Origin of the sequence: Flavobacterium fragile, assembly GCF_023634865.1 — a bacterium.
GTDB lineage: Bacteria > Bacteroidota > Bacteroidia > Flavobacteriales > Flavobacteriaceae > Flavobacterium > Flavobacterium fragile.
The window spans coordinates 66,069-89,564 of sequence record NZ_JAMLJN010000003.1 but is presented as its reverse complement, the minus strand read 5'-3'; the positions used below and the strand labels follow the sequence as shown (position 1 = coordinate 89,564).

Genomic DNA, 23,496 nt, shown 5'->3' with positions numbered 1-23,496 from the left:
TAATTTCTAAAGTTTTGCTGACCAATATTTACTTTGTTTCCATTGCTTTTCAAACCCTTTTACTTTCCAAAATTTATATTGATATGTTTTTAAAAACAAGCGCATTTTATACCCTAACATTTGTTCCTTAGTACTATATTTTTCTTTCACATACATAATAGTAGGTGATGGTTTTGGCTGTATTGGTTCCTTTTCCCAAGGGTGTATAAATTTAGTCCTAAACCCGCCCATTGGCGCTTTTAAATGAATTATCTTGATAATAGGATTATATATAATATCAAAACCATTATTTCTTAATTTCAAACCATACTCTGTATCTTCTCCATAACCAAATTCCAACTTTAGTTCAAACCCAATCGTTTTTGTAATTTCACTTTTGATAAATGAATTACCAGAACCAAATATTGTAGTTTGACTGATAGAATTATACAATTGAGTTTCTTCTTTTAATAGATAATTAGTTGAAAAAACGCTTAAATGATAATCAATTAAAAATTTAAGTGCCTCTTTTATTAAATTCTCATCAAATCTATTATCATCGTCATTAAAAAAACACCACTTACTCTCTAACAAATCCAACGCTTTATTTCTAGCTTGACAAGCCCCAGTTTGATGGGTAAAAATATGTTTAATTTTAAAGGGCCAAACTTCATTGTGAATATAATCTAATTCTGATTCACTATCTTGAATTGGATTTTGCTCTACAATTACAACATTTTTAGGCAAATGCGTTTGCCCACTTAAATCCTTTAAAACATCATATAAGTATTGCTTTCTTCCGATAGTTGGAATGATTACATCAATGGTTTCATTTTCCCAATTTATTACGGATTGGTAGTTTTCGAAATTCAACTCTTCTTGGTTTACTTTTTGCTGGGTTTTAAATATAGAAAACAACCATGGTAATAAAGGTAGCCGATTTTCAAAAATCACATAACACAATAAAAGAAAGTGCTTCCACACCCATTTGTAGTGTTGCGACACAAAGGAAAATAATTCTTTAGTTGTAGCTACTGGATAGGTTATCTGACTTTTTGAAGCTGCTATTAATTGTGGTTCCGAATAACAAAACATTCCTAGAGGTTGGTACAATTTAGCAATGGAATTCAACACAAAATCTAAATTAGTACTGGTTGTCCAATACGTTTTATCGGTTAGTAAAATGGTACTTGACTTCATGGCTCCCACAACACTACTCATTTGCCAAGTAGGATAATGGACTGCTTTATTAATATTTATAAAAGGAGATTCTTCTACATACCCAATAGCATCAGGCAAATAATTCCCAACAGGATTAAACGAATACATATACCGATTATGGGGAAAGGCCTCTTCAATAAAAGCTCGATTTAATGAAGAATAGACCGATTCATTACACCACACTAGTATTTCTTCAGGATAATAGGAAGCCAATACATAAATCATTTTTGCTATAGATAACTCTTGAGTAACGATTTTATATTCGTTCTCATGAATTCCTTCAATTTTTAAAACTTTATGAAAATCATGAACTAATACAATCATAGTAATTCTTTATAAAATTGAATATTTTGATCTACTATATACTGTATATCAAAACGATTTGTTACAAAACGACAAGCCTCATTACCTATACTTTCACACAATACATCGTCATTTAATAATGTTACAATTTGCTGAGAGAAGACATCATGCTGAGAGGGATAAACTAGAAAACCACTTTTGCCATCTTCCATTAATTCTTGTGCCCAACCAATGTTACTATTTACCACTGCTTTTTTCATTGCCATCGATTCGATAGTGACCATTCCAAGGGTTTCAGCATAAGTGGGAAACACACAAACATTGGCTTTTTTAATATAATCTTGCACTTCTGAATATGGTATTTTACCTAAATAGGAAACCTGTTCCAAATCCTGTTCAGAAAACTGTTGCTTAACTAATTCCCACGTAGATTTTTTTCCAGTAGCAATATCTCCAGAATCGCCACCAATTAAAACCAATTGGGCTTTTGGAAATTGTTTTCTTACTTTATGGAAGATGTCAGGCAATTCAAAAACCCCTTTTTTTCTTATGATAGTTCCAATGTACAAAACAAGTCCTTTCTCAAAACGTTCTGGATGTTCATTATGAAATTGAGTCAAATCCAAACCATAATGTATGGTTTTTATTTGTTCTTTGTGCAACCCAAAAAGTTCAGCCGAAACTTCCCCTGCGTATTTTGTTGGAGCAATAAACCCTTTTGCTTTTCTTACCGCTAAAGTTTCAAACAAACGATTTTTAAATTTTTGTTTTCTTTTTTCGATATGACAAAAATAGGTATCGCTGCCGTGAAAACGAATAACTAACGGAACCGTAAAATTCATAAAAGCGGTAACTCCTGTCCAATCGGGTGCTTCGATTAAATTGATGTTTTCTTTTTTAATAATAGAATTGACATAGTTTTGAATATATTTTCGATAGAAAAACCACTTTGCAAACGGATACTTTTTATCAGAAATCAAATGAAAAACAATTCCATTTTCTTCAAAAACTTCCGCTTTTGGTTGACCATAAACAAAAACCGTCACTTTAACCCGTTTTACAACCAAAGCCACCACCAAGTTTTTAATACTGGTGCCAAGTCCGCCCGAATGATTGACCTTCGAGTGTGGATATTCGGGAGTTAAAAAAGCAATGTGCATAGTTTATTTTTTAAATATGTCTTCAATAATTTTAGCGGTGTACAACCTAGCGCCTTTATCATTCAAATGGCCACAGGATGAAAAGTATTCATCTCCGGCTACTACATGTTCATATTCTTTTATTTCGGGATACAACGCTTTGACTTTTTTAAAGTACTCCATTCCTTTTACATTAGAGCACATGGGCGTGGTAACGGCTATTAGATTGATGTGATTGTCTTTACAAATTTGCTTAATTTCTTCGAAATAACGGTTACGTAAAGGCACTAAACTTGCAATATTATTCTTCATATTGGCTTTAGGATTAAATCCAAGAGGATAATATCCTTTATTAGCCAAAGTATTGGTTGGTTCGTTTACCAATGTTTTGTACCAAGCCCTAAATCCTATTTTGGAATCAAATTGAATGTATCGGTAAAAAGGGACATAATACAATTCGGTAAAATCAGTTTCATTTTTAAAATGTTCTGTAATAGTATTCGATTGATGTAGAAACGGCATAAAACGCCCAAAAGTACCATCATCGCGTTTTTCGTTGGATAAGTTTAAATCCGTTTCTACTATGATATTTTTGATGTTCCAACCTCTTTCCACCATCAATTTTAGCAGTAATGACGTTTCAAATAAATGCGAACCACTCATCCCGTAATTAAAGGTTTTTAATCCTTCTTTTTCAAACAACTCCGACACAAAATGATTATTGGCTCTAGAAGTTCCTAAAATAATCACATCATACTGTTGTGGTTTCGAATTGATAACGTTTTCCACCTTATTTCGAGTTTCCGATTGAGCAAAAACAGTAGTATAAATGAAATCCAATGCAAAAGCGGAGAGCAAAAGCACCAACAAAATTTTTCCGATAAATAGAAGAAAAGGTTTCATTTTTTAATCAGTTAACAAGGTATCTATAAAATATTGGGTGAAAAAAGTAGCTCCCTTACGATTCAAATGAGTACAATCTTGGAACAAAAGATCATCTTTAACTACAGAAGAAAAATCGTGTAACTTCGGAATCTTACCTTGTAATTTTGCAACATAATCTTTATTCTTGATGCTTAAACTCATGGGCGAAAAATAGTAAACAATATTCATATCGTTTTTCTTGGCAAAATCTTGAATCTGATTAAAATAAACATTTTGTTCATTTACTGAAGAGGGCAGTTCATAATCACAATGATCCAACTGACCATCCAAACCCACAAATCCTTTTTCTTTTTGTATAGTGGTTTGCTTTCCTAAAACATTTAAAACAAACTCACGAAAACCAATTTTAGAATCATAATCACTAAAACGATAAAAAGGAAAATAATAAAGCAAACTAGGATGCTCAAAATGGTGATTCAAATAAGATTTAGTAACCGAATTATCCCGCACATAAGGCATCACTTCATATTGAAGCACATTAGAATAACCCTCTTGAATATTAAAAATATAATCTACTTGAATAAAAATCGTTTCGGTATGAATTTCATAAGCTTTAATTAACTGTAATAAAGTGTAAATATCCTCCATTTTTGCCGCTTGAAATCCTAAATTCAAAGCACTTTTACCGGTTTGCTTTTCAATTTCTGAGATAACTAGGCTATTTTCTACACGAGAAGAACCTAAAAAAATATAATCTAACGTATCCTTCTTAAAGGTTCTGAAATATTGAAACTTAGTTCTAGGTGAAGAGGTTTCATAAACATGAGTGTACACCAAATCAAATGAAAATGCAGAGAGCAAAAGCACTAATAAAATTTTTCCGATAAAGATTAAAAAGGGTTTCATTAGAATTGGAAATAAATAAATTCTTTATAATCAGAATACACGCCTAATGCCAATAAAGCCATAATCGCTAAGGTTACTTTTACCCAACTGGCTTTCCCAGACAATGGTTCTACTTTGGAACGATTGAACCATTCAACTCCTACAAAAACTAAAATTAAAAGTAGTAATTCAATATTGTATCGTTCATTATTTAAATACTGAGTATTAAAATGGAAGTCGGTAACCATTTTTTGAATATAACCAATAGCTTCTGAAATCGATTTAGCTCTAAAGAAAATCCAAGCAATAGTAGTTAACACAAAAGTACCTAGAATATTTAAAATGGTTTTTAAGCTATTGGCATTCCACCCCATTTCTATTTCACCCATATTCGAACGGTTCTTATTCTGCAACAACAAAGGCAAAAAGTAAATCGCATTCAACAATCCCCATACAATGAATGTCCAATTAGCACCATGCCAAAATCCGCTCACCAAGAAAATGATAAAGGTGTTTCTTACTTTCATCCACATTCCTCCTTGACTTCCACCAAGTGGAATATATAAATAATCGCGAAACCAAGACGACAACGAAATGTGCCAACGACGCCAAAACTCGGCTATATCTCTTGAAAAATAAGGGTAATTGAAATTCTTTAACAAATCAATTCCGAACAATTTAGAGGTTCCTAAAGCAATATCGGAATACCCTGAAAAATCACCATAAATTTGGAAGGCAAAATAAACAGCTCCTAACATCAAGGACAACGAATTCATAGATTCGTAATTATCAAAAACGGCATTAGCATAAGTAGCACAACTATCGGCAATCACTACTTTTTTGACCAATCCCCAAATAATTTGATAAACGCCTTCTTTGGCTTTTTCAAAGTTAAAATGACGCTTGATTTTGACTTGTGGTAATAAATGCGTAGCTCTTTCAATAGGTCCCGCCACTAAAAGCGGAAAGTAACTTACGAATAAGGAATAATCGACAAAATTGCGCTCGGCAGTAATGCGTTTATAATAAATATCAATCACATACGATAACCCATGGAAGGTATAAAAAGAAATTCCGACCGGTAGAATCAATTTTAACAGAACAGGATTCGTTTGAAATCCGAAACCATGTAACAAATCAGCAAACGATTGGGCAAAGAAATCGTAGTATTTGAAAATGCCTAAAAATCCTAAGTTAATACCAATCGTCAACCACAACCAAAACTTGCGCTTTTTGTCGGTCGTACTGTTTTCCATCATAATGGCACTAAAGTAATCCAACAATGTAGAAAACACCAACAAAAACAGGAAACGCCAATCCCAACACGAATAAAAATAATAACTCGCAACAATTAAGAGGGTATTTTGGGTGGTTTTGTTTTTATTAAAAACAAACCAATACAAAAGAAATACTATAGGTAGAAATATAGCGAAGGATAAGGAGTTGAAGAACATAAAACTAATTATTTTTTATTTTATTAGAAAATTGTAATGAAAATTGTTGTGCACCGACATCATTTAAATGATATCCATTCTTAAACATTTTAGGATTACTTATTGAAGCTGAAAAATCCCAAAAAGTAGAATATTGACGCTTTAATTTAGAAACAAAACTTATATTTTTAGTATCATTTCGTAATGGGGCAATAAAAAAAACAAAATTTAATGAATTAGCATCCAAAAATAATAATGTTTCTTTGTTGAATTTATTATCGTAAAAAACACTTTTCGGGAGTTCTCTTTGCCACGAGTTTCCACTTCCATTCAGAGGAATATAACCATTAGTTTTTTCAAATTCATTTTTTCTAAATAAAGAAGCTAATAAATCTCTAAGACCTAATTTAGAACCGTTTTTAGAATATTTATAAAAAGGAAAATAAGCCAAAAAAAGATAATCCTTTTCATCATAATAATAGGATTTAATAATATTATTTTCATTTATAAATGGCAACATATCTAAGTATAAAAAATTAGATCTCCCAGTTGAATTATAGTAGTAATCGGTTTGAATAAAAATCGAATCCGATTTTATATTATAAAATTTTGAAAGTTTAAGAAGCGTTAATATATCTTTAGGCTTTGCATCCATTACCCCAAAATTCACACTTGTTCTATCTAAAGAAGAATCTATAATTTTTGGATCAATATGATTTACAACCCTAGATGAGCCATAAAAAATATAATCATACTTTTTATTTTGCTGATTTTTTATAAATTGAAATTTTGAATAGTTTGTTTTCTCAACATACAAAAAAGTATAAATAGTCTCTAGCAAAAAAGACACTGAGATAAAAACAAATAATATCTTTAAAGAAAAGAAAAAAAAATTTTTCATTTATTTAAGATTTCATTGATTCCTCCCCAAATTTTCTCTGAAGCTTTTGCGGGTTCAGTTCCCACCACTACGTCAAACCATTTCTTTCCAACAGGAACATTGGATTTATTTCCATCTAAAATAGCTTTTACAATAGCCGTCAATTCTTTTTTATCGTAAACAAACAAGGCGGCTTCTTTGTTTGGCATTGAACGAAAATGAATATACTTATAATTTTGCCCGATATCGCGAATTCCTTTTTGTAATTGCGGTTGTTCGTAATCAAAAAACAAACACGATTTGTCATGCGCTACAAAATCGAAGACCATGGATGAGGCAATATTTCCTACAAATTCAGTATGCTCACAAATATTAGCTTGTAATGCAAAATCTTCTTTGGTGGGCATAATTTCATTCCAACTCGTGCCTACTGGGCGCCATAAAGGATCAATAGAAACAATAACATCTTGATACTGTTCTAAGACCGCATCGTATCGATTCGTAAAATCTACTGGACATTTTCTGTAAATAATGCCCAAGTTATATCCTTGTTGGTTTAATTCACGAACTGAAATTGCTAAATCTTCTAAATAGAATTGATCCAATGGTGAGGTAACAATATCGTCACCTGAAAAACAAATATATTTTTTTTCTAAGTCTAAATGATGTGTCGTATAAAAATCTTCTTTGGTTTGCAATAAACTCGTATCGAAATGGCTTTCAAATTGGGGTGTTCCGGTAACAAAAACTTGCTCTGGTTGTACATACGGACAATATTGAAGCAATTCTTTTTTCATGTAATCGCTCCACACAAAATAAAAATCGGGTTCAATTAACGTGGTAGCTTTTGGTAAATTATCCCATGAAAAAATAAAGGAAGCAGTTGGAATTCCTAAATCTTGAGCCGCCAAAATAGGCGCAATAGCTTGAGTTGGTCGAGGATTCGTACAAAAAACAATGTCAGGTTTGTGATCTAGTAATTGCTTTTTACAATACTCGTATTTAGAGGTACTTCTTTCTAACTTTTTAATTTTAGTTCGAATGCTCTCTACTCCTTTTTCAGTAGATTTTGTAGCTACTAAAAAATCAACATTCAAACTTTTAATGATATTTTTTATTCCCTTATAAGATTGCGGAAAATTATAGGTATTATAAACCGTTTCGTTGAATTTTTTATCAAAAACATTTAACTCGCAACGTTTTCTAGCACGAGTATATACCGTTGTCCAAGGATGCAATTGATGATTCGTAAGAGTTACCTCATCAAATCCTAATTCTTCTTTGATTTTAAAAGGCGTATTATTCCAATACACAATTTCATATCCTAAAGCGGTACCAATAGCATTAAAATTGCTTAAAGCGAAATTACGCAAACCTACACCATCAGGTAAAAAAATAAAGGCTTTTTTACTCATTTTCAAATTCATTATATAGTTGGCAAATATAGTATTTATAACGTATTAAACTAAGTAATGAAAAGAGTTTTTGGGAATACAATTTATCTAGTTATCAAGTGTTATACTTATTTCTTTTGAGAAAAAATCAACCTAAGTAGAATTGTTAATTCATAAGAACTACTTAGCTGTCATATCGAGCTTGCCTGTACTGAGCTTAGTCGGAGTTTCGAAATGGTTTGTGTAGAAGAGTCTCGACTCCGCTCGACTTGACAGATTTGTACTTTGATTGACAATTGTGGAAATACATATCCTAAGAACTACTGCACTGTCATATCGAGCGGAGTGGAGATTGTCAAATCGAGCGAAGTCGAGATTACTTGTACTTAAAATGCGTTTCATTCTTACACTCAGCCAAAATTGGTAACAAATCCCATTCTCCTTTAATCAAAGCTTCTTTCTTAGCTCTACTCCATTTCTTTATTTTCTTTTCAAAAGATATAGCTTGATTAGGCTCTAAAAATTCCTGATACCAAACCAACTCAACCGGTCGTCTTGAAAAAGTATAAGCATCTGAATATTTACCTGCATTGTGTTCCGTAACTCTACGGTCTAAATTTGAAGTAATACCGACATAATAAGAGTAGTCGGAACATTTAAGGATGTAAACAAAATAAAATTTCATGGCGTGTATATTTATATATGTAAAAATAGGAATAATTATTAAACAAAAAAAGTCTCGACTCCGCTCGACTTGACAAAATTGTGCTTTGATTGACAATGGTGGAAATACATAGCTTAACAACTACTGCTCTGTCAAATCGAGCGGAGTCGAGATAATCTCTGTCAAATCAAGCAAATGCCTGTTCCTTCTTTTCGGAATCAAGACCAGTTACGTTTTAATACACTTTATATTATATGAAAATAAAAATCCCTTCATAAGAAGGGATTTCGGTCTTATACTTTCTTATTTTTTAATTTATCTCTTTGCACTTGTTCAATCGGTAAAATATCTTGACTTTTAAAACGTAAGGCTTTATGAACCGCTTTTAAATCGCGACATAATTTACGTAACCCTTCTGGTTCTAAAGATGCTGCATGATCAGTCCCTTTCCATGTTCTATCTAATGTATAATGACGCTCAATTACGTTTGCTCCTAGAGTATAAGCGGCAACATCAACCGCAATTCCTAAATGGTGTCCAGAAAAACCAATGTGTTTTACTTTGTCTCCATATTTTTCAATCAATAAATTGATATCTAATAAGCAAACATCTTCAAATGGAACTGGATATCCAGAAGTACAATTGTATAATACTAAATCTTTGTTTCTACCTTTTTCAATGAAGAAATTAACTAAATCATCCGCTTCTCCTTTAGTTGTCATTCCAGTTGAAATGTGAATTTCCCCTTTGTAGTTATCACATAACCAACCTAACATATCGTAGTTGTTGTTACATGCAGAAGGAATTTTTATGTATTCCGGATTTAAAGAAGCAATTTCTTTTGCAGAAGTAGTATCCCAAACTGATGTGGAATACACAATACCAATTTCCTCACAATACGCTTTTAATTCAGCATGTTGATTAACATCAAATTCTAAATATTCTCTGTGTGCACCATAAGTATCTCCATAAGAGTTAGCAGGATTAGGGTGTGGTGCATTGTATTGATCTTCTGTCAATAATTCTTTATTGTTACGCTTCTGAAATTTTACAGAATCCGCATTACAAAATATTTTAGCTATTTTGATTAATTCTTTTGCGATTTCCATATCCCCTTTGTGATTACATCCTATTTCGGCAATTACGTAAGGTTTTTTATATGCTGTCATTTTCATTCTATTAGAAAAGCAAAGAAAAATAATTTTATCGAATAATCACAATGTTAAGTGATTATTATTTGGTTAATTGAGTTTAGAAAGAACCTCTGTTCTGTTAAACTAAAATAATTTCGTTTAAATGTCATATCGAGTTAAGTCGAGACATTGTCAAATCGAACGAAATCGAGAAACTGTCATATCGAGCTAAGTCGAGATAGTTTTCATAAGCCTTCATTTCGACATTGCTCAATACAGGCTCGCTCAGAGTGACAATAGTGGAATTATAATTTCTAAAGAACTACCGCTCTGTCAAATCGAGCGAAGTCGAGACTGTTAATTTTTTATATAAAAAAGTCTCGACTCCGCTCGACTTGACAAATTTTTACTTTGATTGACAATGGTGGAAATACATATCCTAAGAACTACTGCACTGTCATATCGAGCGAAGTCGAGACATTGTCATATCGAGCAAAGTCGAGATGGTTTATCTCTAATTAAAACCTAGCATTATATTTCACAACCCATTCACAAACTTCTCTAATAGCACCATCAGCAGAATTGTTAGATAACGCAAAATCTACTTGTTGTTTTACAACGGCAGTTGCATTAGCTGGAGCAAATGACCAACCTACCGTGCAAAGATTAGCCAAGTCATTTACATCATCGCCCACATAAGCCAAATTAGCCCATGAAGTTTGTTGTTGATTTATAAAATTTTGAAGGAATGAATATTTATCTTTTACTCCTAAAAAGGTATGTTTTATTTGAAGTTTCTGCATGCGTTTCGCTACTAAATCAGAGTTTTCTGAAGTGATTACAACAACTTCAACGTTATTTTGTCTCAAAATTTCCAAACCCATACCATCGCGCATATCAAACTTTTTCATCAACTCGCCTTCTGCTCCGTAATAAACACATCCATCTGTAAAAACACCATCAACATCTAATACTAAATAATGGATTCGTTCTTGCTTCTTAAAAGATTTTTGGCGTTCCGCCAGTAAACTTTCTATAATAGTCCAATCGGAAAGGCTATCGATTTCCATTAAAGTTTCCTCAGGCATTTCAACCAAACCTATGGTTTCACTTACTCTGTTTTTACTTTTTAGGAAAGCGTCTTTTGTTGTAGCATAAACAGCTCCGTTTTCCATCAACAAACCTGCAAAATCTTGTCTTCTTGGTCGGTTAAAAACGTCGTAATTTTGAGGAGTTCCATCTGCATTCCAAGTAAAACGATGTGTTTTTACTACACTTAAGGCTGAAGTTTTTCCTTCAACATTTATTTGACACAAAGCAGTATTAATATCTTGTGAAGTAGTTAAAGGCGACGTAGCTTGCAACAAACACAAAACATCAAAATCGCAATTGATTTTTTCAGCAAACTCTAGCATAGCACTTTCTGTGGATGCGGTATCATTTGCATTTTCATCATTGCGAAGTAACCCTTTTACTTTTGAAGTCCAATGATATTCTTTACTTATAAAGTTTAAAATTTCCTCATCATCTGTAAACACATAAACTTCGTCTAAATCAGAAAAAATAGCAGCGCCTAAAACCCATGAAAATAAAGGACGACCTAACATTTTTTTCTTGTTTTTACCAGGAATTCCTTTAGAACCTTTTCGTAATGGTATGATGGCTACTTTTTTCATGTAATATTATTGAATTGATTTAAAACTTTTGATGATGTAAGGTATTAAATTTTAATATGATAAAGATGCAATCGTTCTAACTTTTTGTAAAACCTTATCAGTAACAGGCTTTCTAAATTGTTTTTTTTGTCTATATGTCACATAAATATGTAGTAATGCTTGAAAATACAACTTAAAATAAGTAGTATCCTTAAGAGCATATTTTTTAAAGTTGTGATATAAGAGTTTTACTATTGGAAGGAAAGGCTTTGGATAATAATTTAAAAAAATAAAGAAGGAATTTTGCAACTGCTTTTGAAAACGAAAATAATTTTTCCCTTGTAATTTTCGTTGAACTAAATCAACACGATGATTTACAGCAATCTGATTGGTAAACCACAATTCATATCCTAAATCCATAACTTCTAAAGACACGCAAGGTTCTTCACCATAAATATCAATCCAAGTAGGAAAACCGCGTGTGGCATCATAGACGGCTTTTTTAATTGCGAAACCACAACCTATAAAATCATTAGTTTCGTAAAATTTTGATGTATTCTCCACTTTTGACAAAGCTTCATTATCATTAGAAAAGATACCTTTTACTTCTTTAAAAGCCAAAACCCCAATTTTCGGGTTTTTAAACAAGGTTTGTAATTTTTCTTTATAGTCAGATGTAATAATATGAGCATCATCATCCAAACCAATTAAATACTTCCCTTTAGCTTGCGGATACAAAAAGGCACGAGCAGGAGAAGCAGAAATTCGTTTATTCCCCGAAAACCATTTCACCCAAGGAAATTGATCTCGAATTTGCTCAGTTGACTCACAAGCATCAATGTAAACCAACACTTCATCTTCATTGGCATCAAACGATTGGTAAAGAACCGTTAGTGTTTGAATTAAATCGGCTACTCGATTATGGGTCACTATAAGATACGAAAACTCCATTAATTATATATTTGAGAATACAAAGCTACAATTTTCGCCTTAAGTTGTAACCTATCATACTGTTGGTGCATATAAGCTGTATTATATTCTTGTGCTGATTCACGCATCGCAAAATCATCTAAAGCCATTATAATTAAACGAGCTATTTCTTGCTCATCTAATGGCGACTCAATTAACAAACCATTTTTTCCATGAGTTATGACTTCTTCTGTTACATTTCCAGGATTGGATTGAATAGGAAAAGCCCCCATTCCCATGGCTTCTAAAACCACATTGGGCATACCATCTGAAATGCTATTGGCAATGTGCAATGTGCTTTGTCCCATGTAAGTTAACAATTGATGATTTGGAATATAAGTAGCTCTTGAAAAAACAGTTACCTCATGTTTACTATAAAAGGAAGAAGCATTTAGATACTGCACTACCGCTTCATCTGCACTGTATACAACTAATTTATAGTGATTCATAATTTGAGGTGCATATTTTACAATTGCACGCAATACCACTAGTGCTTTTCCTACTCCATCTTCGTATCCTTTTACCATGATAATAGTTCGATCTGATGGCTCTAAAATAGCCTCTTTGATAAAGGCTACGCCACCATTTCCAGGAAACACTCCTAAAAATTTATTTTTAAAACCCAGTTGTAAGGCTTTTTGATAATCTCGATTGCAATCGGTAATCAAATAATCTACCCGATTTAAAAATTGTTTCACAAAAGATGTAGTCAGACCTAATCGTTCATATTGAAACATATCGCTACCCCAAGAAGAATAGATTAATGGAATATGAGGATATTGTTCTAAAACGGAAAAAATTGGATATCCCGACAATTGCATTTCAAACACATGAATTACATCGGGTTGCAAATTAGTAACCAAACGATTAAAAGTTGACGATACAGAACGCTCGTTAATATGTTGGATCCTTTGATATAAAAAAGGAAAGTGTTTTTTTACTCGGTGTCGAAATGGGAAATTCCATCTTAATTTCCAACCTGCATATTGAGTAACCCAATTAATTTTATTGGAAAATCCAGCTCCATCGGTAATATCAAACCAATGCACCTCATGCCCAGCCTCTTTCAACTGGTTTGCCCATTGAAAAAAATGATGATTGGGTATAGAAACTAATAGGATTTTCATTTGATTACGAAAATATGTTTTTATACGATTTATTAAATTTATCTATACCAAAATGTTCTGATGCATAATCAAAAGCAGCTTTTGAAATCCTATTCTTTTCCTCTGTATTTTTTACTAAATTCAAAATGTGTTCACAAAATAAATTAACCATTTCTTCTTCATTAGTTTCATCTATAAGTAATCCATTTTCATTATTTGTAATATGTTCCTTAATACCACCAACATTTGTTGAAATTGGAATAACACCATGTGCCATAGCTTCCATCATGACCATAGGAAATCCTTCATAAACAGAAGTTACCAAAACAAAATGCAATGATTTATATAATTCTATCATTTTTTCTTTATCTATAATTTCACCTAAAAAAGAAACCTTTGCATTCTTTATTAAAACGATATTACTTTTCATACCTGTTCCTGCCATTACGAACTCAATATTAGAAACTTGAGCATTTATTCTTTTAGCAATTTCAAGGAATAATTCTGGTCTTTTTTCTGCTGACCATCTTCCTACAAATCCAATTTTAATAGCATTTTCATTTTTACTGGAGTAGGTTGCTTCAGTTAATTCAATTCCATTTTGAATCACTTCAATATTGTTTATAAGCTGAGGATTTACATGGTGTAATTTATAAAATTCAATAATATCATTTTTAGCCTTTAAATTGATAACAATTCTTTTATGAATTGTATTTGCTGAATTTACAACATCTAAAATTCTAGAATCATTTTCTTCAAAAGCGTGAAATAAATCTATTTTTTTTATTTTTTTACTTAGTCTTGATAGTATTTGATAGTAATACGAAGTATTACATCCAAAAACATTTTCTATGCTATTACTATGATTAATGGCTTCAATAATACTTTTTTGTAAATGGGCATTTATCCATTTATTTCGTTTATTTAGAATTGGATTCAACTCAATAATTTCGGCCGTATTTTTAAATGCATCATAAAAACTCTTTGTTGCTGAACCCATTGTAAAAATGACAACACAATTTTTATTTTCAATTGCTTTCAAAATATTTACATGAACTCTTTCGGCACCACCGGTATGATAGTAAGGAAAGAAAAATAAACATTCGCAATTTTTAATTTTACGAACATCTTTTGTCAGAAAAAAAGCATAATTAAATAGCGCATAAATTGTATTTACACCCTTTTTAATTATGCTTTTCAAATTCTTCATTGTAGTTGTCTATTATTTTTTGGAAGCCTGGCAACATACCATAGTATCACCATCAAGAAGAAATACTTTATCTACCTTTAAATTTGAGTATTTCTCAATTTGATTTTTAAGTGTAAATGGGCTATACCAGCAGTTGTGATCGGGATGAACAACTTCAATAAATTCATTATTACCATAAAAATTTCTTTCAATATGTTTTTTTGCAAAACAATTTGGTGCAGTTATATAAAAAACTTCAGAATTTATAGTTGATAATCCTTCTAAAAAAGTCCTAACATTATCAACATGCTCAATAGTTTCTGGAACAAGACAAACATCATAAACATTACCCGCTAACTGATTAAATTCTGAATAATAGTTTTGGTTAACATATTTTTTTAAGTTTTCAATTCCTTCTAAATCTACATCAAAACCATGAATAGATTTAGCTTGTTTTGACAATTTAATATGTAAATTGTAAGATGGGTTAAAAATGGGCCAATCGTTACATCCTAAATGTAATACGTTTTTATCTTTCGCAATATTTTCGAAAAAAGAAATTCTATCTACTATAGTTTCTGTGCTAACTTTTTGTACCCAAAATTTATCATGTAATAAATATTGCTCTGGCTTTTTTTTGAAAGTATTGATTACTTTTCTTGCTATCTTCTTTATCATTTCAACTAATATTTTTTATCCAAAAAATTAAACACTTGCGTGTTTGTTAATCCTTTGTATTTTAAAATTTTTCTCACACTTACTATTTGGCTATTTCATCTAATAATTTTTTATCCGTCTAAATTTTAAAGCCTACCCTAGTATAAATTACTTAACAAATAACCGAAAATAATGGACAACAAACAAATAATTTAAAATTTCATTTCGAAATTAATATGGACTAAAATAAACATCATTATTAAATTAATATTTGATAGTTGCAGACCATTTTTTTGAAGGCTTTTCTATCAAAATGAACATCACCCAAGCTAAAATATAAGAAATGACAAGACTAAAAATTAATAAAAGTATTTTCTGCCATAAGTTAATCATATATGGAGATAATAAATTAATTAGTATAGCTCCTGTAAAATTGTGTATTAAATATAAAGAGTATGAAAATTCTCCCAAAAAAGAGAGTGTTTTTAATTCATTATTTTTAAAATATAATATTAATATTACAGTAACAATTGAAAAAACACCACAGGCTATTCCATAAAAATAAATTACCCAAATAGTTAAAAGTAATAGCAAAGAATAAAATTCAATTATTTTGATTTTTTCAATAAATTTTAGAAAAATAATAATTCCCATTAAGAATATTGGTAACCAATAAAAAATAAATGAAAAATTCGAATTTATACTTAATGATAAAAACAAAAAATAAAGAATATATCTATAAATGCTATTTGAATGAATAAATAGTGGGAATAGTATTGAAATTAACAAATAGTATTGAAATTCAATAGCAAGAGACCAATATACATCATTTAACCATTTAAAACCTTCAAAAAATGGAATTAAATATCCGAAATGAAGCAGAATTTGCTCAAGAGAAAACTGAACATCAAATATATTTAATCCTATACGTAAAGTTAATATTATAGAAATAAAAAGAATCATAGAAATTATGTAGGGAGGTTCTAGTCGTAAAAAACGTTTCAACAAAAATTTAAAAATTTTATTTATTTTGTAGTTAGAATTATACATTGACCATGGTATAACAAAACCCGAAATAACGAAGAACATTTGAACTCCATATTTACCATGATCGAAAATAAATATTATTAATTCATTGTAAATAAGACCATTTGTTGTGCAAACAAAATGAAAAACACACACTGAAAATGCCGCAAAAAATCTTAAAGAATTTAAAATTGGAATATTTTTATAAATTTTATTTTCTAGCATTAATTAAGTTTTAGAGTCTATAAATTTTGTAATATTAAATTCTATTTTTATAAACCTCTTTTCAACAATATGCCATGACAAATAACCAAAAATGATAGACAACAAGCAAGAATACACTAATAATTCTAATGTATTCAACTTATAAAAATACATTAAAAATTGTTGTATTGGAAAACTATAAATATAAATTCCATAAGAGGCATCACCATATTTGCCAAATGCACTAAAAAAAGGCAACACATAATAGCCTAAAAAAATTATAATCACAGGAAAAACAAGATGTTTTACAACTGAATAAAAATTGAGATAAATGCTCAAAACAAAAATGAAAAGAGCAATACAGAAATAAATATCTCTATTTTTATTTTTTTCAAATTGCAAGGCAGCTACTATACTTCCTGCAATAAAAAAAGTACCTAAATTTAAAATTTCGTAACCTAACATTCCAAATACTTCAGAGCTAGCAAAGCGATCTAAATAAAACTGAAACAAAATATAAAAAAATAAATAAACTATAATCAATCCCCACAACAATAGCAACTTTTTACCTTTAATGAAAAACAAAAAGGCAATAGCGACATAAAGGGTAAACTCATACCGAATGGTCCATAACGAACCATTGATGGCGTGATAATAATTAGAATTAAAAACTCCTTCTATAACGGGCTGAAAGCCATACAAAGACAAATTATTAGGAAGATAGGTCCAAAATTCAGGGTTTAAATAAAATGGCACATCACTTTCATAAACAAAAGGAACTAATAAAAGAGTTATAAACAATACTACAAACAATCCAGGTAAAATACGTTTTAGTCTTTTTGTAAAATATTCTATTAAACTTTTACTACGCTGCATACTTTGAAAAATAAAAAACCCACTAATTACAAAAAAACCATTTAACCCTAAAGCGGAATAAACCATTTGTCCGTTTGTAAACTGATAAATCCATTGTTCTTTTTCTTCTACACCAGACAGTGGAAACGAGTGAGAAATTACCACTAAAAGCGCAAACATAAAGCGCAAAAAATCAAAATTATTATAGTGTTTCATTGTTGTCATCTAAAACTGTTTAGGTTTATTAAAAACAAACTTTAATAAAAACAGAAACCTTTTTAAAATATAATACAACTCTATAAAAAACGACTTTATTAATTTAAACAATGCCATTATCGTTTTATTAATTGCGTTTTTAAGCGTAACGTCTTGATGCCATAATTGATAGTTGCCTACCACATCGTTTTTAAATCTAAAAAATAGCTGAGCTGGAGTACGTTTTACTTCATAGCAAAATATAGCAGGCACTAATGCTATTTCATATCCTGCTTTTAGCACTCTTACAGTCCATTCTTTATCTTCAAAGGTGGCAACATCTTCTTTGAATGGAAGTTTTTCCCAAACTTCTTTATTAAATGCGGAACCTGCAAATATTAACCCTGATTTATTGGGGTCTTGAGCAGTGGTTATTCCGTTTATATAGTTTTTGTAATCGTTTGGCTGGTGCAAACAGCGTACACCTGCAATCGATGGTTTTTCTTCAAACTTTTGAAGAATGACTTTAAAAAAATCATGACTCACTGGATAAGAATGAGCACTGAAAATAACCACTATTTTATTTATAGCTACAGTAGCTGCTAAATTTGCACTGCCTCCAAAACTAAATTTTTCAATGGTTACAAATTGTGCTCCGTATTGTTTTGTAATGGCTTCGCTAGTGTCTGAAGATAAATTATCTAAAACTATGATTTCATCAATATCTTGATGGTAACGCTCATTTAAATTTTTTAATAAAAATTCTAAAGCGGGCGCCTCATTTTTATTTCTTATAACAACTGAAATCATCGTTTATTTATTTTTTAATACCAATTTAGTAAACCATCTAAAAGGCATGGTAAAAACTTTTCCAATTTTATATTCTATAGAATTTTTTAACTTCATTTTACCTACTCTATGGGTTTTAATTTCATAAAACAAAACCTCCATACAGTTTTCAAAATCTTCAATATAAAGTTCTTTGTGTTTTTTACAAATGTATTCTCTATTGCTTTCAAAATGATTATTTATTGTGTCAACTAACATGGACTTCTTTGCTTTCCTATAATAAAACAAAAAATCTTCAACTATTAAGTATTCCCAACCCTTTTTGGTAACATTTAGCCAAAAATCCCAGTCTTCAAAACCTGTTTTCATGCTTTCGTCATAGCCACAAACTTGAAGCCAACAGCTTTTTCTGTAAAGTGATGTGGCTACTAATTGATTTACATATAACAAATTTTTCCAATAATTCCCTTTTGGCTTCAACTGATAAATTACATTTTCTTTTGACTGTACAAAAAACTTTGTATAACACGAAACAATTCCCAAATTAGAATTAGAAGTTAAAACAGGAACTAATTTTTCTAAAAACTGAGAATCAAGTAAATCATCTGCATCTAAAGGCAAAATATATTCTCCTTTTGCTATTTTAACACCTTCGTTTCTTGCACTAGACAAACCTCCATTTTGTTTTTCTAAATAAATGAAACGACCATCCGTATCTAACCATTTTTTTGCGACTTCTTTTGTATTATCTGGACTGCCATCATCTACAATTATACATTCCCAATGGGAATAGGTTTGATTTAAAACCGATTGTAAGGATTCATCAAGATAATGCGCATGCTTATAGCATGGTACAATAATAGAGACTAAAACTTCCATTTCAATAGGCTTTTTATTGTTCTAATAGGCTTTAAGATGGTTTCTCCTATTTTATATTCTTTCGAATGTTTAATTTTAACTACGTTATTTTTTAAAACCGAATTAATTCGTAAAATTTCTAAGGTATAAAAATCTAAATGCGCTAAATAAACCTCTTTGTGCTTTTCAAAAATATATTTGCGTAGTTCAAAATCGTGGTTTTTAAAAGCAGTTTTGTCACGTGATGCTTTTTTTATTCTATAGTGGGATAATACTTCGGGAATAATCTCCATGTGCCAATTGTTTTTTAAAATGGCAATCCAAAATTCCCAATCTTCGTAACCATTTACCATTTTTTCATCATAACCGCCTACTTGTTCCCAACATTCTTTTCGATATAATGAATTTGCACGACCATTATTTTTTATTATAAAATCCTTTGTTATGCCACCAAGAGGTTCAACAATTTCGACAGTATTACCGTAATGATTAAAAGTCCTACAGTAAGAACCTACTACACCTACTTGATGATTTGTTTTTAAAACAGAAAGTGCTTTTTCTATAAAAGTAGGTTCATAATAATCATCGGCATCTAAGTTTAAAATATAAGAAGTTGTTGCCATTTTAATGGCATTATTACGTGCCACGCTTACCCCTTTATTTTGCTGATAAATGATTTGTAATGTAGGATGCTTTAATGTTGCTAAAACCTGTTTGGTTGATTCCTGAGAACCATCATCGATGATAATAATTTTATCAGGCACTACCGTTTGATTTAAAACTGAATACAAAGCTTGATTTATGTATTCACCATCATTATAACAAGGTATGATTGCCGTTACATCGCTTTTTGTATTCATTATCATAAGGTTATTTAAACAAAAATAGAAAAATACTATAAACTTAAAACTATCTATTAAAAATAAAAGGAAAAAGTTGTTTGCGTTTTTGAACTATGGGGAAATATTTTAGGCTTAATGTGGAAAAAAACACCTTTTTATTGTTCCAAAATAGATACATCCAATAAAAAATATCTTTACTGATTGAATTGTTTTGCTTATATCGTAATAACCATATCCATTTTAATAAAATATCGAGATTATATTGAGACAGTTTATTTTTTCCTGCCCAAAAAAACATGGATTCATACATTTTAATGGTGTAAACTGCATAAACTTCTTTATCATTAAAAATATTGGCTTCATGAACTCCGCGTAAAGCTACTGGTGTATCAATAATTCCTGAAATCAAATTGCCTTTTAGAGCCATTTTCCAAAAAATATCGGTATCCTCAGCAACTTTTAATTTTTCATTAAAAAGTCCAGTTTTAGTAAATAAATTCTTTTTTACTGTTAACCCGTCTATTTGAAAATGCCCATATTTTCCTGATATTAAAGCTTCAAAAAGTTTAGATGACTCTATGGGTTGTGTCATCGTATTTAATACCAACTGCTTTTTTTCATGTTCGCTAATGTCTCTATAAAAATGAAAATCAACCGCATTATAAACACCATCTATCTCAGGATTTTTTTGAAAAAGTTTAGTGTCGTTTTTAAATCTATCTGGTAGGTAAAAATCATCTGCATCTAAAAAAGCAATGTACTCCGAAATTGCTTTTTGAATACCTAAATTTCTGGTAGCAGATCGGCCTTTGTTTTCTTTATTGGTGTGATGAAAAAGTTTAACCTTGTCATTCGATTTCTGTAGATGCTTTACAATTTCCTCTGTAGCATCTTTACTTCCGTCGTTTACAACTATTACTTCAGCCACTTCAGATTGTTCTAAAGCTGAATTTATGGCTTTTTCTATGAAACGAGAAGCATTATAAGCTGGGATTATTACAGATATATTAATCATTTATTGTTAAAAGCCAAAATTAAACCAGCTTGTGATCTAACATTTTTTGTGAAAAAACTAAAATTATTATTAAGAAGTATTTTAGAGACTTCATCATAACTGTCATCATGCCACTCAATCATAAAAGCATCAATTTTATTAAAAACATCAGTAACATTATCAATAGCCTTTAAAATTTCAATTTCACCACCTTCACAATCCATTTTTACAATAATTTGACAATCAAGATGTTTGTTTAGAATACTCAATAACTCGTCTTTACTATTTTTAATATCAACCTCAACTTTAATAGCATTCTCATTACCAATATAACGATCGCTTTTAATAGCGCTTAATCCAGAACTTCCTTTAGAATTTGAATCAAACAAAAATGAGATTTTTTTATCAACGTCACCAAGTCCAAAATTTTCAATTTTAACCTTATTAGTTATATTGTTTAATTCAAAATTTTTAATCGCTTGATTATAAGTTAACGTAACAGGTTCAAAAGAATATACTTTTTCTACAAAATCTTGCTTTGAAAAATAAGTTGATGCAATACCAATATTAGCTCCAATATCTATAACAATTGTCTTTTTTGAAGTATCAAATTGATAATCATCATCTACAAATATCTCCTTAAGAATATAGAATTCTTCATTACTTTCTATATAAAAAAATAAACTATTAAAACTAATTGTAAAACCATCACCATTGTCTACGATATTGAAATCACTGTATTTATTAGATAATGCCAAAATATATTCTTTGCTTTCATAGATTTTATCAAACTTTTTTACATCGTATTTACATAAATAAGGTGCAATAAGTCTTTTATCTCTAATTTTTCTCTCAATTCGATAACCTAATCTATTTATAATCTTATATATTGTTTTTTTCATAATAATTTTATTTCAGAAGCGTAACTTTTGATATCGAATGTGATTTGTAATTTGTTTTAGACTCTAAATTTTGATTCATGTTTGATATTTGAATTTCTGAATAATTTTCAATCCACAAATAAACATTATTCAAAAAATCATATAAATATAACACAAAACTATACTCACCAGGTTTTAATCTTGGTTTATTAATTGAAAATTTATATGTATTTAAACCTTTTTTAACTTTTATAGATTCTGAATTATAATTCATTTTATAATGAACAACAAACTCTTCATGCTGATTTAATATGGCGAAATCTAAAAATAAATCAACATCAAAATCTATTTTAGAATTTAGAAGTATCTCAAAGCGTATATCATCATCAAAATCAATTATTCTGTTATGAACGATTTCTACATCTAAATTTCCGTTTTTAATCTTATAATCAACTATATCTCTTTTTAAACTTAAATACCTTTCAACTATACTATCAATTTGTCCATTTTTTTCAATTAAACCATTATTAAGCAAAATCCCTTTTGTACATAAACTCTGAACAGCTGCCATATTATGACTCACAAACAACACCGTTCTTCCTTCACCCTTACTCACATCATTCATTTTCCCTAAGCACTTCTTTTGGAATTCGGCATCGCCCACTGCTAATACCTCATCTACAATTAAAATCTCCGATTCTAAATGAGCGGCTACAGCAAATGCTAAACGCACATACATTCCAGAAGAATAGCGTTTTACAGGCGTATCGATATAGCGTTCTACTCCCGAAAAAGCAATGATTTCATCCAACTTACGGGTAATTTCGTACTTACGCATTCCTAAAATAGCGCCGTTCAAGTAGATGTTTTCTCTTCCAGTCATTTCAGGATGAAAACCAGTTCCTACTTCTAACAAAGAAGCAATTCTGCCTTTCGTGTAAATTTTACCCGTGGTAGGTTGGGTTACTTGACTTAATATTTTCAATAACGTAGATTTTCCCGCTCCATTGCGCCCAATAATCCCAACCGAGTCCCCTTGGTTGATTTCGAAATTGATGTCGCGCAAACTCCACACGTAGTCACTATCGCCTTTTCTACTGCGGTCATTCGCTTCTCCAATTTTCAAAAAAGGATCTTCTTTCCCACGCACGTTATACCACCAACGCTTCAAATCATCCCGCACCGTCCCCGTACCTACAAGCCCGAGTCGGTATTGCTTGGAAATATGTTCCGCTTTTATAACTACTTTACTCATTATATTACGCTTCTTCTTGTCAGACTGAGCGGAGAAGAAGTTTTTCATTAGTTCTCGACTTCGCTCGAAGTGACAATTGTGTCTATCTACTTTTAATTAACTATT

The 23,496-nt window shown here is 30.6% G+C and carries 22 protein-coding genes; all 22 read right to left on the bottom strand.

What is annotated here, in order from left to right; genetic code table 11:
* Positions 1–6: 6 nt before the first annotated feature.
* The 22 genes from NAT47_RS04895 to NAT47_RS04790 all read right to left on the bottom strand — a co-directional run bounded on the left by NAT47_RS04895 (position 7) and on the right by NAT47_RS04790 (position 23,391).
* Positions 7–1,524 (bottom strand): glycosyltransferase family 2 protein, encoded by a 1,518-nt coding sequence (locus NAT47_RS04895; protein WP_250580861.1) that lies wholly within the window; start codon positions 1,522–1,524, stop codon positions 7–9.
* Complete coding sequence (locus tag NAT47_RS04890) at positions 1,521–2,663, bottom strand: glycosyltransferase family 4 protein (protein ID WP_250580859.1); 1,143 nt, start codon at positions 2,661–2,663, stop codon at positions 1,521–1,523. The genes NAT47_RS04895 and NAT47_RS04890 overlap by 4 nt, the downstream gene beginning before the upstream one ends.
* 3 nt (positions 2,664–2,666) lie before the next feature.
* Positions 2,667–3,545 (bottom strand): hypothetical protein, encoded by an 879-nt coding sequence (locus NAT47_RS04885; protein WP_250580857.1) that lies wholly within the window; start codon positions 3,543–3,545, stop codon positions 2,667–2,669.
* A 3-nt stretch (positions 3,546–3,548) separates the two neighbouring features.
* Entirely contained in the window at positions 3,549–4,433 is an 885-nt protein-coding gene (locus tag NAT47_RS04880) for a hypothetical protein (protein WP_250580855.1), read from the bottom strand.
* The gene (locus NAT47_RS04875; protein WP_250580853.1) at positions 4,433–5,866 is read right to left on the bottom strand and encodes an MBOAT family O-acyltransferase; all 1,434 of its coding nucleotides are present in this window, start codon (positions 5,864–5,866) and stop codon (positions 4,433–4,435) included. Before NAT47_RS04875 ends, NAT47_RS04880 begins: the two co-directional genes overlap by 1 nt.
* A gap of 4 nt (positions 5,867–5,870) precedes the next feature.
* Entirely contained in the window at positions 5,871–6,746 is an 876-nt protein-coding gene (locus tag NAT47_RS04870) for a hypothetical protein (protein WP_250580851.1), read from the bottom strand.
* Entirely contained in the window at positions 6,743–8,140 is a 1,398-nt protein-coding gene (locus tag NAT47_RS04865; protein ID WP_250580849.1) for a glycosyltransferase family protein, read from the bottom strand. The genes NAT47_RS04870 and NAT47_RS04865 overlap by 4 nt, the downstream gene beginning before the upstream one ends.
* 355 nt (positions 8,141–8,495) lie before the next feature.
* Positions 8,496–8,804 carry a GIY-YIG nuclease family protein gene (locus NAT47_RS04860; protein WP_250580847.1) on the bottom strand — a complete coding sequence of 103 codons (309 nt, stop codon included), beginning with the start codon at positions 8,802–8,804 and terminating at the stop codon, positions 8,496–8,498.
* Positions 8,805–9,076: 272 nt separating this feature from the next.
* Complete coding sequence (locus NAT47_RS04855; protein ID WP_250580846.1) at positions 9,077–9,952, bottom strand: N-acetylneuraminate synthase family protein; 876 nt, start codon at positions 9,950–9,952, stop codon at positions 9,077–9,079.
* 482 nt (positions 9,953–10,434) lie between these two features.
* A complete protein-coding gene (locus tag NAT47_RS04850; protein ID WP_250580844.1) occupies positions 10,435–11,592 on the bottom strand; it encodes an acylneuraminate cytidylyltransferase in 1,158 nt (385 codons plus the stop codon).
* 51 nt (positions 11,593–11,643) lie between these two features.
* Entirely contained in the window at positions 11,644–12,522 is an 879-nt protein-coding gene (locus tag NAT47_RS04845; protein WP_250580842.1) for a glycosyltransferase family 2 protein, read from the bottom strand.
* The gene (locus tag NAT47_RS04840) at positions 12,522–13,667 is read right to left on the bottom strand and encodes a glycosyltransferase family 4 protein (protein WP_250580840.1); all 1,146 of its coding nucleotides are present in this window, start codon (positions 13,665–13,667) and stop codon (positions 12,522–12,524) included. Before NAT47_RS04840 ends, NAT47_RS04845 begins: the two co-directional genes overlap by 1 nt.
* 4 nt (positions 13,668–13,671) lie before the next feature.
* Positions 13,672–14,856 carry a glycosyltransferase family 4 protein gene (locus tag NAT47_RS04835; protein ID WP_250580838.1) on the bottom strand — a complete coding sequence of 395 codons (1,185 nt, stop codon included), beginning with the start codon at positions 14,854–14,856 and terminating at the stop codon, positions 13,672–13,674.
* A 12-nt stretch (positions 14,857–14,868) separates the two neighbouring features.
* Positions 14,869–15,513, bottom strand: a complete 645-nt coding sequence (locus NAT47_RS04830) for a class I SAM-dependent methyltransferase (protein WP_250580836.1) — start codon at positions 15,511–15,513, stop codon at positions 14,869–14,871.
* 243 nt (positions 15,514–15,756) lie between these two features.
* Positions 15,757–16,743 (bottom strand): acyltransferase family protein, encoded by a 987-nt coding sequence (locus NAT47_RS04825; protein ID WP_250580834.1) that lies wholly within the window; start codon positions 16,741–16,743, stop codon positions 15,757–15,759.
* 3 nt (positions 16,744–16,746) lie between these two features.
* Positions 16,747–17,802, bottom strand: coding sequence for an acyltransferase family protein (locus NAT47_RS04820; protein WP_250580832.1), 1,056 nt, complete (start codon positions 17,800–17,802; stop codon positions 16,747–16,749).
* Entirely contained in the window at positions 17,803–18,582 is a 780-nt protein-coding gene (locus NAT47_RS04815) for a glycosyltransferase (protein ID WP_250580830.1), read from the bottom strand.
* 3 nt (positions 18,583–18,585) lie between these two features.
* Positions 18,586–19,440 (bottom strand): glycosyltransferase family 2 protein, encoded by an 855-nt coding sequence (locus NAT47_RS04810; RefSeq protein ID WP_250580828.1) that lies wholly within the window; start codon positions 19,438–19,440, stop codon positions 18,586–18,588.
* Entirely contained in the window at positions 19,428–20,279 is an 852-nt protein-coding gene (locus NAT47_RS04805) for a glycosyltransferase family 2 protein (RefSeq protein ID WP_250580826.1), read from the bottom strand. Before NAT47_RS04805 ends, NAT47_RS04810 begins: the two co-directional genes overlap by 13 nt.
* Positions 20,280–20,328: 49 nt before the next feature.
* On the bottom strand, positions 20,329–21,276 hold the full coding sequence (locus tag NAT47_RS04800) for a glycosyltransferase family 2 protein (protein WP_250580824.1): 948 nt from the start codon (positions 21,274–21,276) through the stop codon (positions 20,329–20,331).
* A complete protein-coding gene (locus NAT47_RS04795; RefSeq protein WP_250580822.1) occupies positions 21,273–22,157 on the bottom strand; it encodes an FkbM family methyltransferase in 885 nt (294 codons plus the stop codon). Before NAT47_RS04795 ends, NAT47_RS04800 begins: the two co-directional genes overlap by 4 nt.
* 7 nt (positions 22,158–22,164) lie before the next feature.
* Positions 22,165–23,391, bottom strand: a complete 1,227-nt coding sequence (locus NAT47_RS04790; RefSeq protein ID WP_250580821.1) for an ABC transporter ATP-binding protein — start codon at positions 23,389–23,391, stop codon at positions 22,165–22,167.
* Positions 23,392–23,496: the final 105 nt, after the last annotated feature.

Excerpts from the sequence above, each read along its gene's own strand:
- NAT47_RS04895 (WP_250580861.1), bottom strand. The coding sequence starts at position 1,524 with ATGATTGTATTAGTTCATGATTTTCATAAAGTTTTAAAAATTGAAGGA.
- NAT47_RS04890 (WP_250580859.1), bottom strand. The coding sequence starts at position 2,663 with ATGCACATTGCTTTTTTAACTCCCGAATATCCACACTCGAAGGTCAAT.
- NAT47_RS04885 (WP_250580857.1), bottom strand. The coding sequence starts at position 3,545 with ATGAAACCTTTTCTTCTATTTATCGGAAAAATTTTGTTGGTGCTTTTG.
- NAT47_RS04880 (WP_250580855.1), bottom strand. The coding sequence starts at position 4,433 with ATGAAACCCTTTTTAATCTTTATCGGAAAAATTTTATTAGTGCTTTTG.
- NAT47_RS04875 (WP_250580853.1), bottom strand. The coding sequence starts at position 5,866 with ATGTTCTTCAACTCCTTATCCTTCGCTATATTTCTACCTATAGTATTT.
- NAT47_RS04870 (WP_250580851.1), bottom strand. The coding sequence starts at position 6,746 with ATGAAAAATTTTTTTTTCTTTTCTTTAAAGATATTATTTGTTTTTATC.
- NAT47_RS04865 (WP_250580849.1), bottom strand. The coding sequence starts at position 8,140 with ATGAGTAAAAAAGCCTTTATTTTTTTACCTGATGGTGTAGGTTTGCGT.
- NAT47_RS04860 (WP_250580847.1), bottom strand. The coding sequence starts at position 8,804 with ATGAAATTTTATTTTGTTTACATCCTTAAATGTTCCGACTACTCTTAT.
- NAT47_RS04855 (WP_250580846.1), bottom strand. The coding sequence starts at position 9,952 with ATGACAGCATATAAAAAACCTTACGTAATTGCCGAAATAGGATGTAAT.
- NAT47_RS04850 (WP_250580844.1), bottom strand. The coding sequence starts at position 11,592 with ATGAAAAAAGTAGCCATCATACCATTACGAAAAGGTTCTAAAGGAATT.
- NAT47_RS04845 (WP_250580842.1), bottom strand. The coding sequence starts at position 12,522 with ATGGAGTTTTCGTATCTTATAGTGACCCATAATCGAGTAGCCGATTTA.
- NAT47_RS04840 (WP_250580840.1), bottom strand. The coding sequence starts at position 13,667 with ATGAAAATCCTATTAGTTTCTATACCCAATCATCATTTTTTTCAATGG.
- NAT47_RS04835 (WP_250580838.1), bottom strand. The coding sequence starts at position 14,856 with ATGAAGAATTTGAAAAGCATAATTAAAAAGGGTGTAAATACAATTTAT.
- NAT47_RS04830 (WP_250580836.1), bottom strand. The coding sequence starts at position 15,513 with ATGATAAAGAAGATAGCAAGAAAAGTAATCAATACTTTCAAAAAAAAG.
- NAT47_RS04825 (WP_250580834.1), bottom strand. The coding sequence starts at position 16,743 with ATGCTAGAAAATAAAATTTATAAAAATATTCCAATTTTAAATTCTTTA.
- NAT47_RS04820 (WP_250580832.1), bottom strand. The coding sequence starts at position 17,802 with ATGACAACAATGAAACACTATAATAATTTTGATTTTTTGCGCTTTATG.
- NAT47_RS04815 (WP_250580830.1), bottom strand. The coding sequence starts at position 18,582 with ATGATTTCAGTTGTTATAAGAAATAAAAATGAGGCGCCCGCTTTAGAA.
- NAT47_RS04810 (WP_250580828.1), bottom strand. The coding sequence starts at position 19,440 with ATGGAAGTTTTAGTCTCTATTATTGTACCATGCTATAAGCATGCGCAT.
- NAT47_RS04805 (WP_250580826.1), bottom strand. The coding sequence starts at position 20,279 with ATGAATACAAAAAGCGATGTAACGGCAATCATACCTTGTTATAATGAT.
- NAT47_RS04800 (WP_250580824.1), bottom strand. The coding sequence starts at position 21,276 with ATGATTAATATATCTGTAATAATCCCAGCTTATAATGCTTCTCGTTTC.
- NAT47_RS04795 (WP_250580822.1), bottom strand. The coding sequence starts at position 22,157 with ATGAAAAAAACAATATATAAGATTATAAATAGATTAGGTTATCGAATT.
- NAT47_RS04790 (WP_250580821.1), bottom strand. The coding sequence starts at position 23,391 with ATGAGTAAAGTAGTTATAAAAGCGGAACATATTTCCAAGCAATACCGA.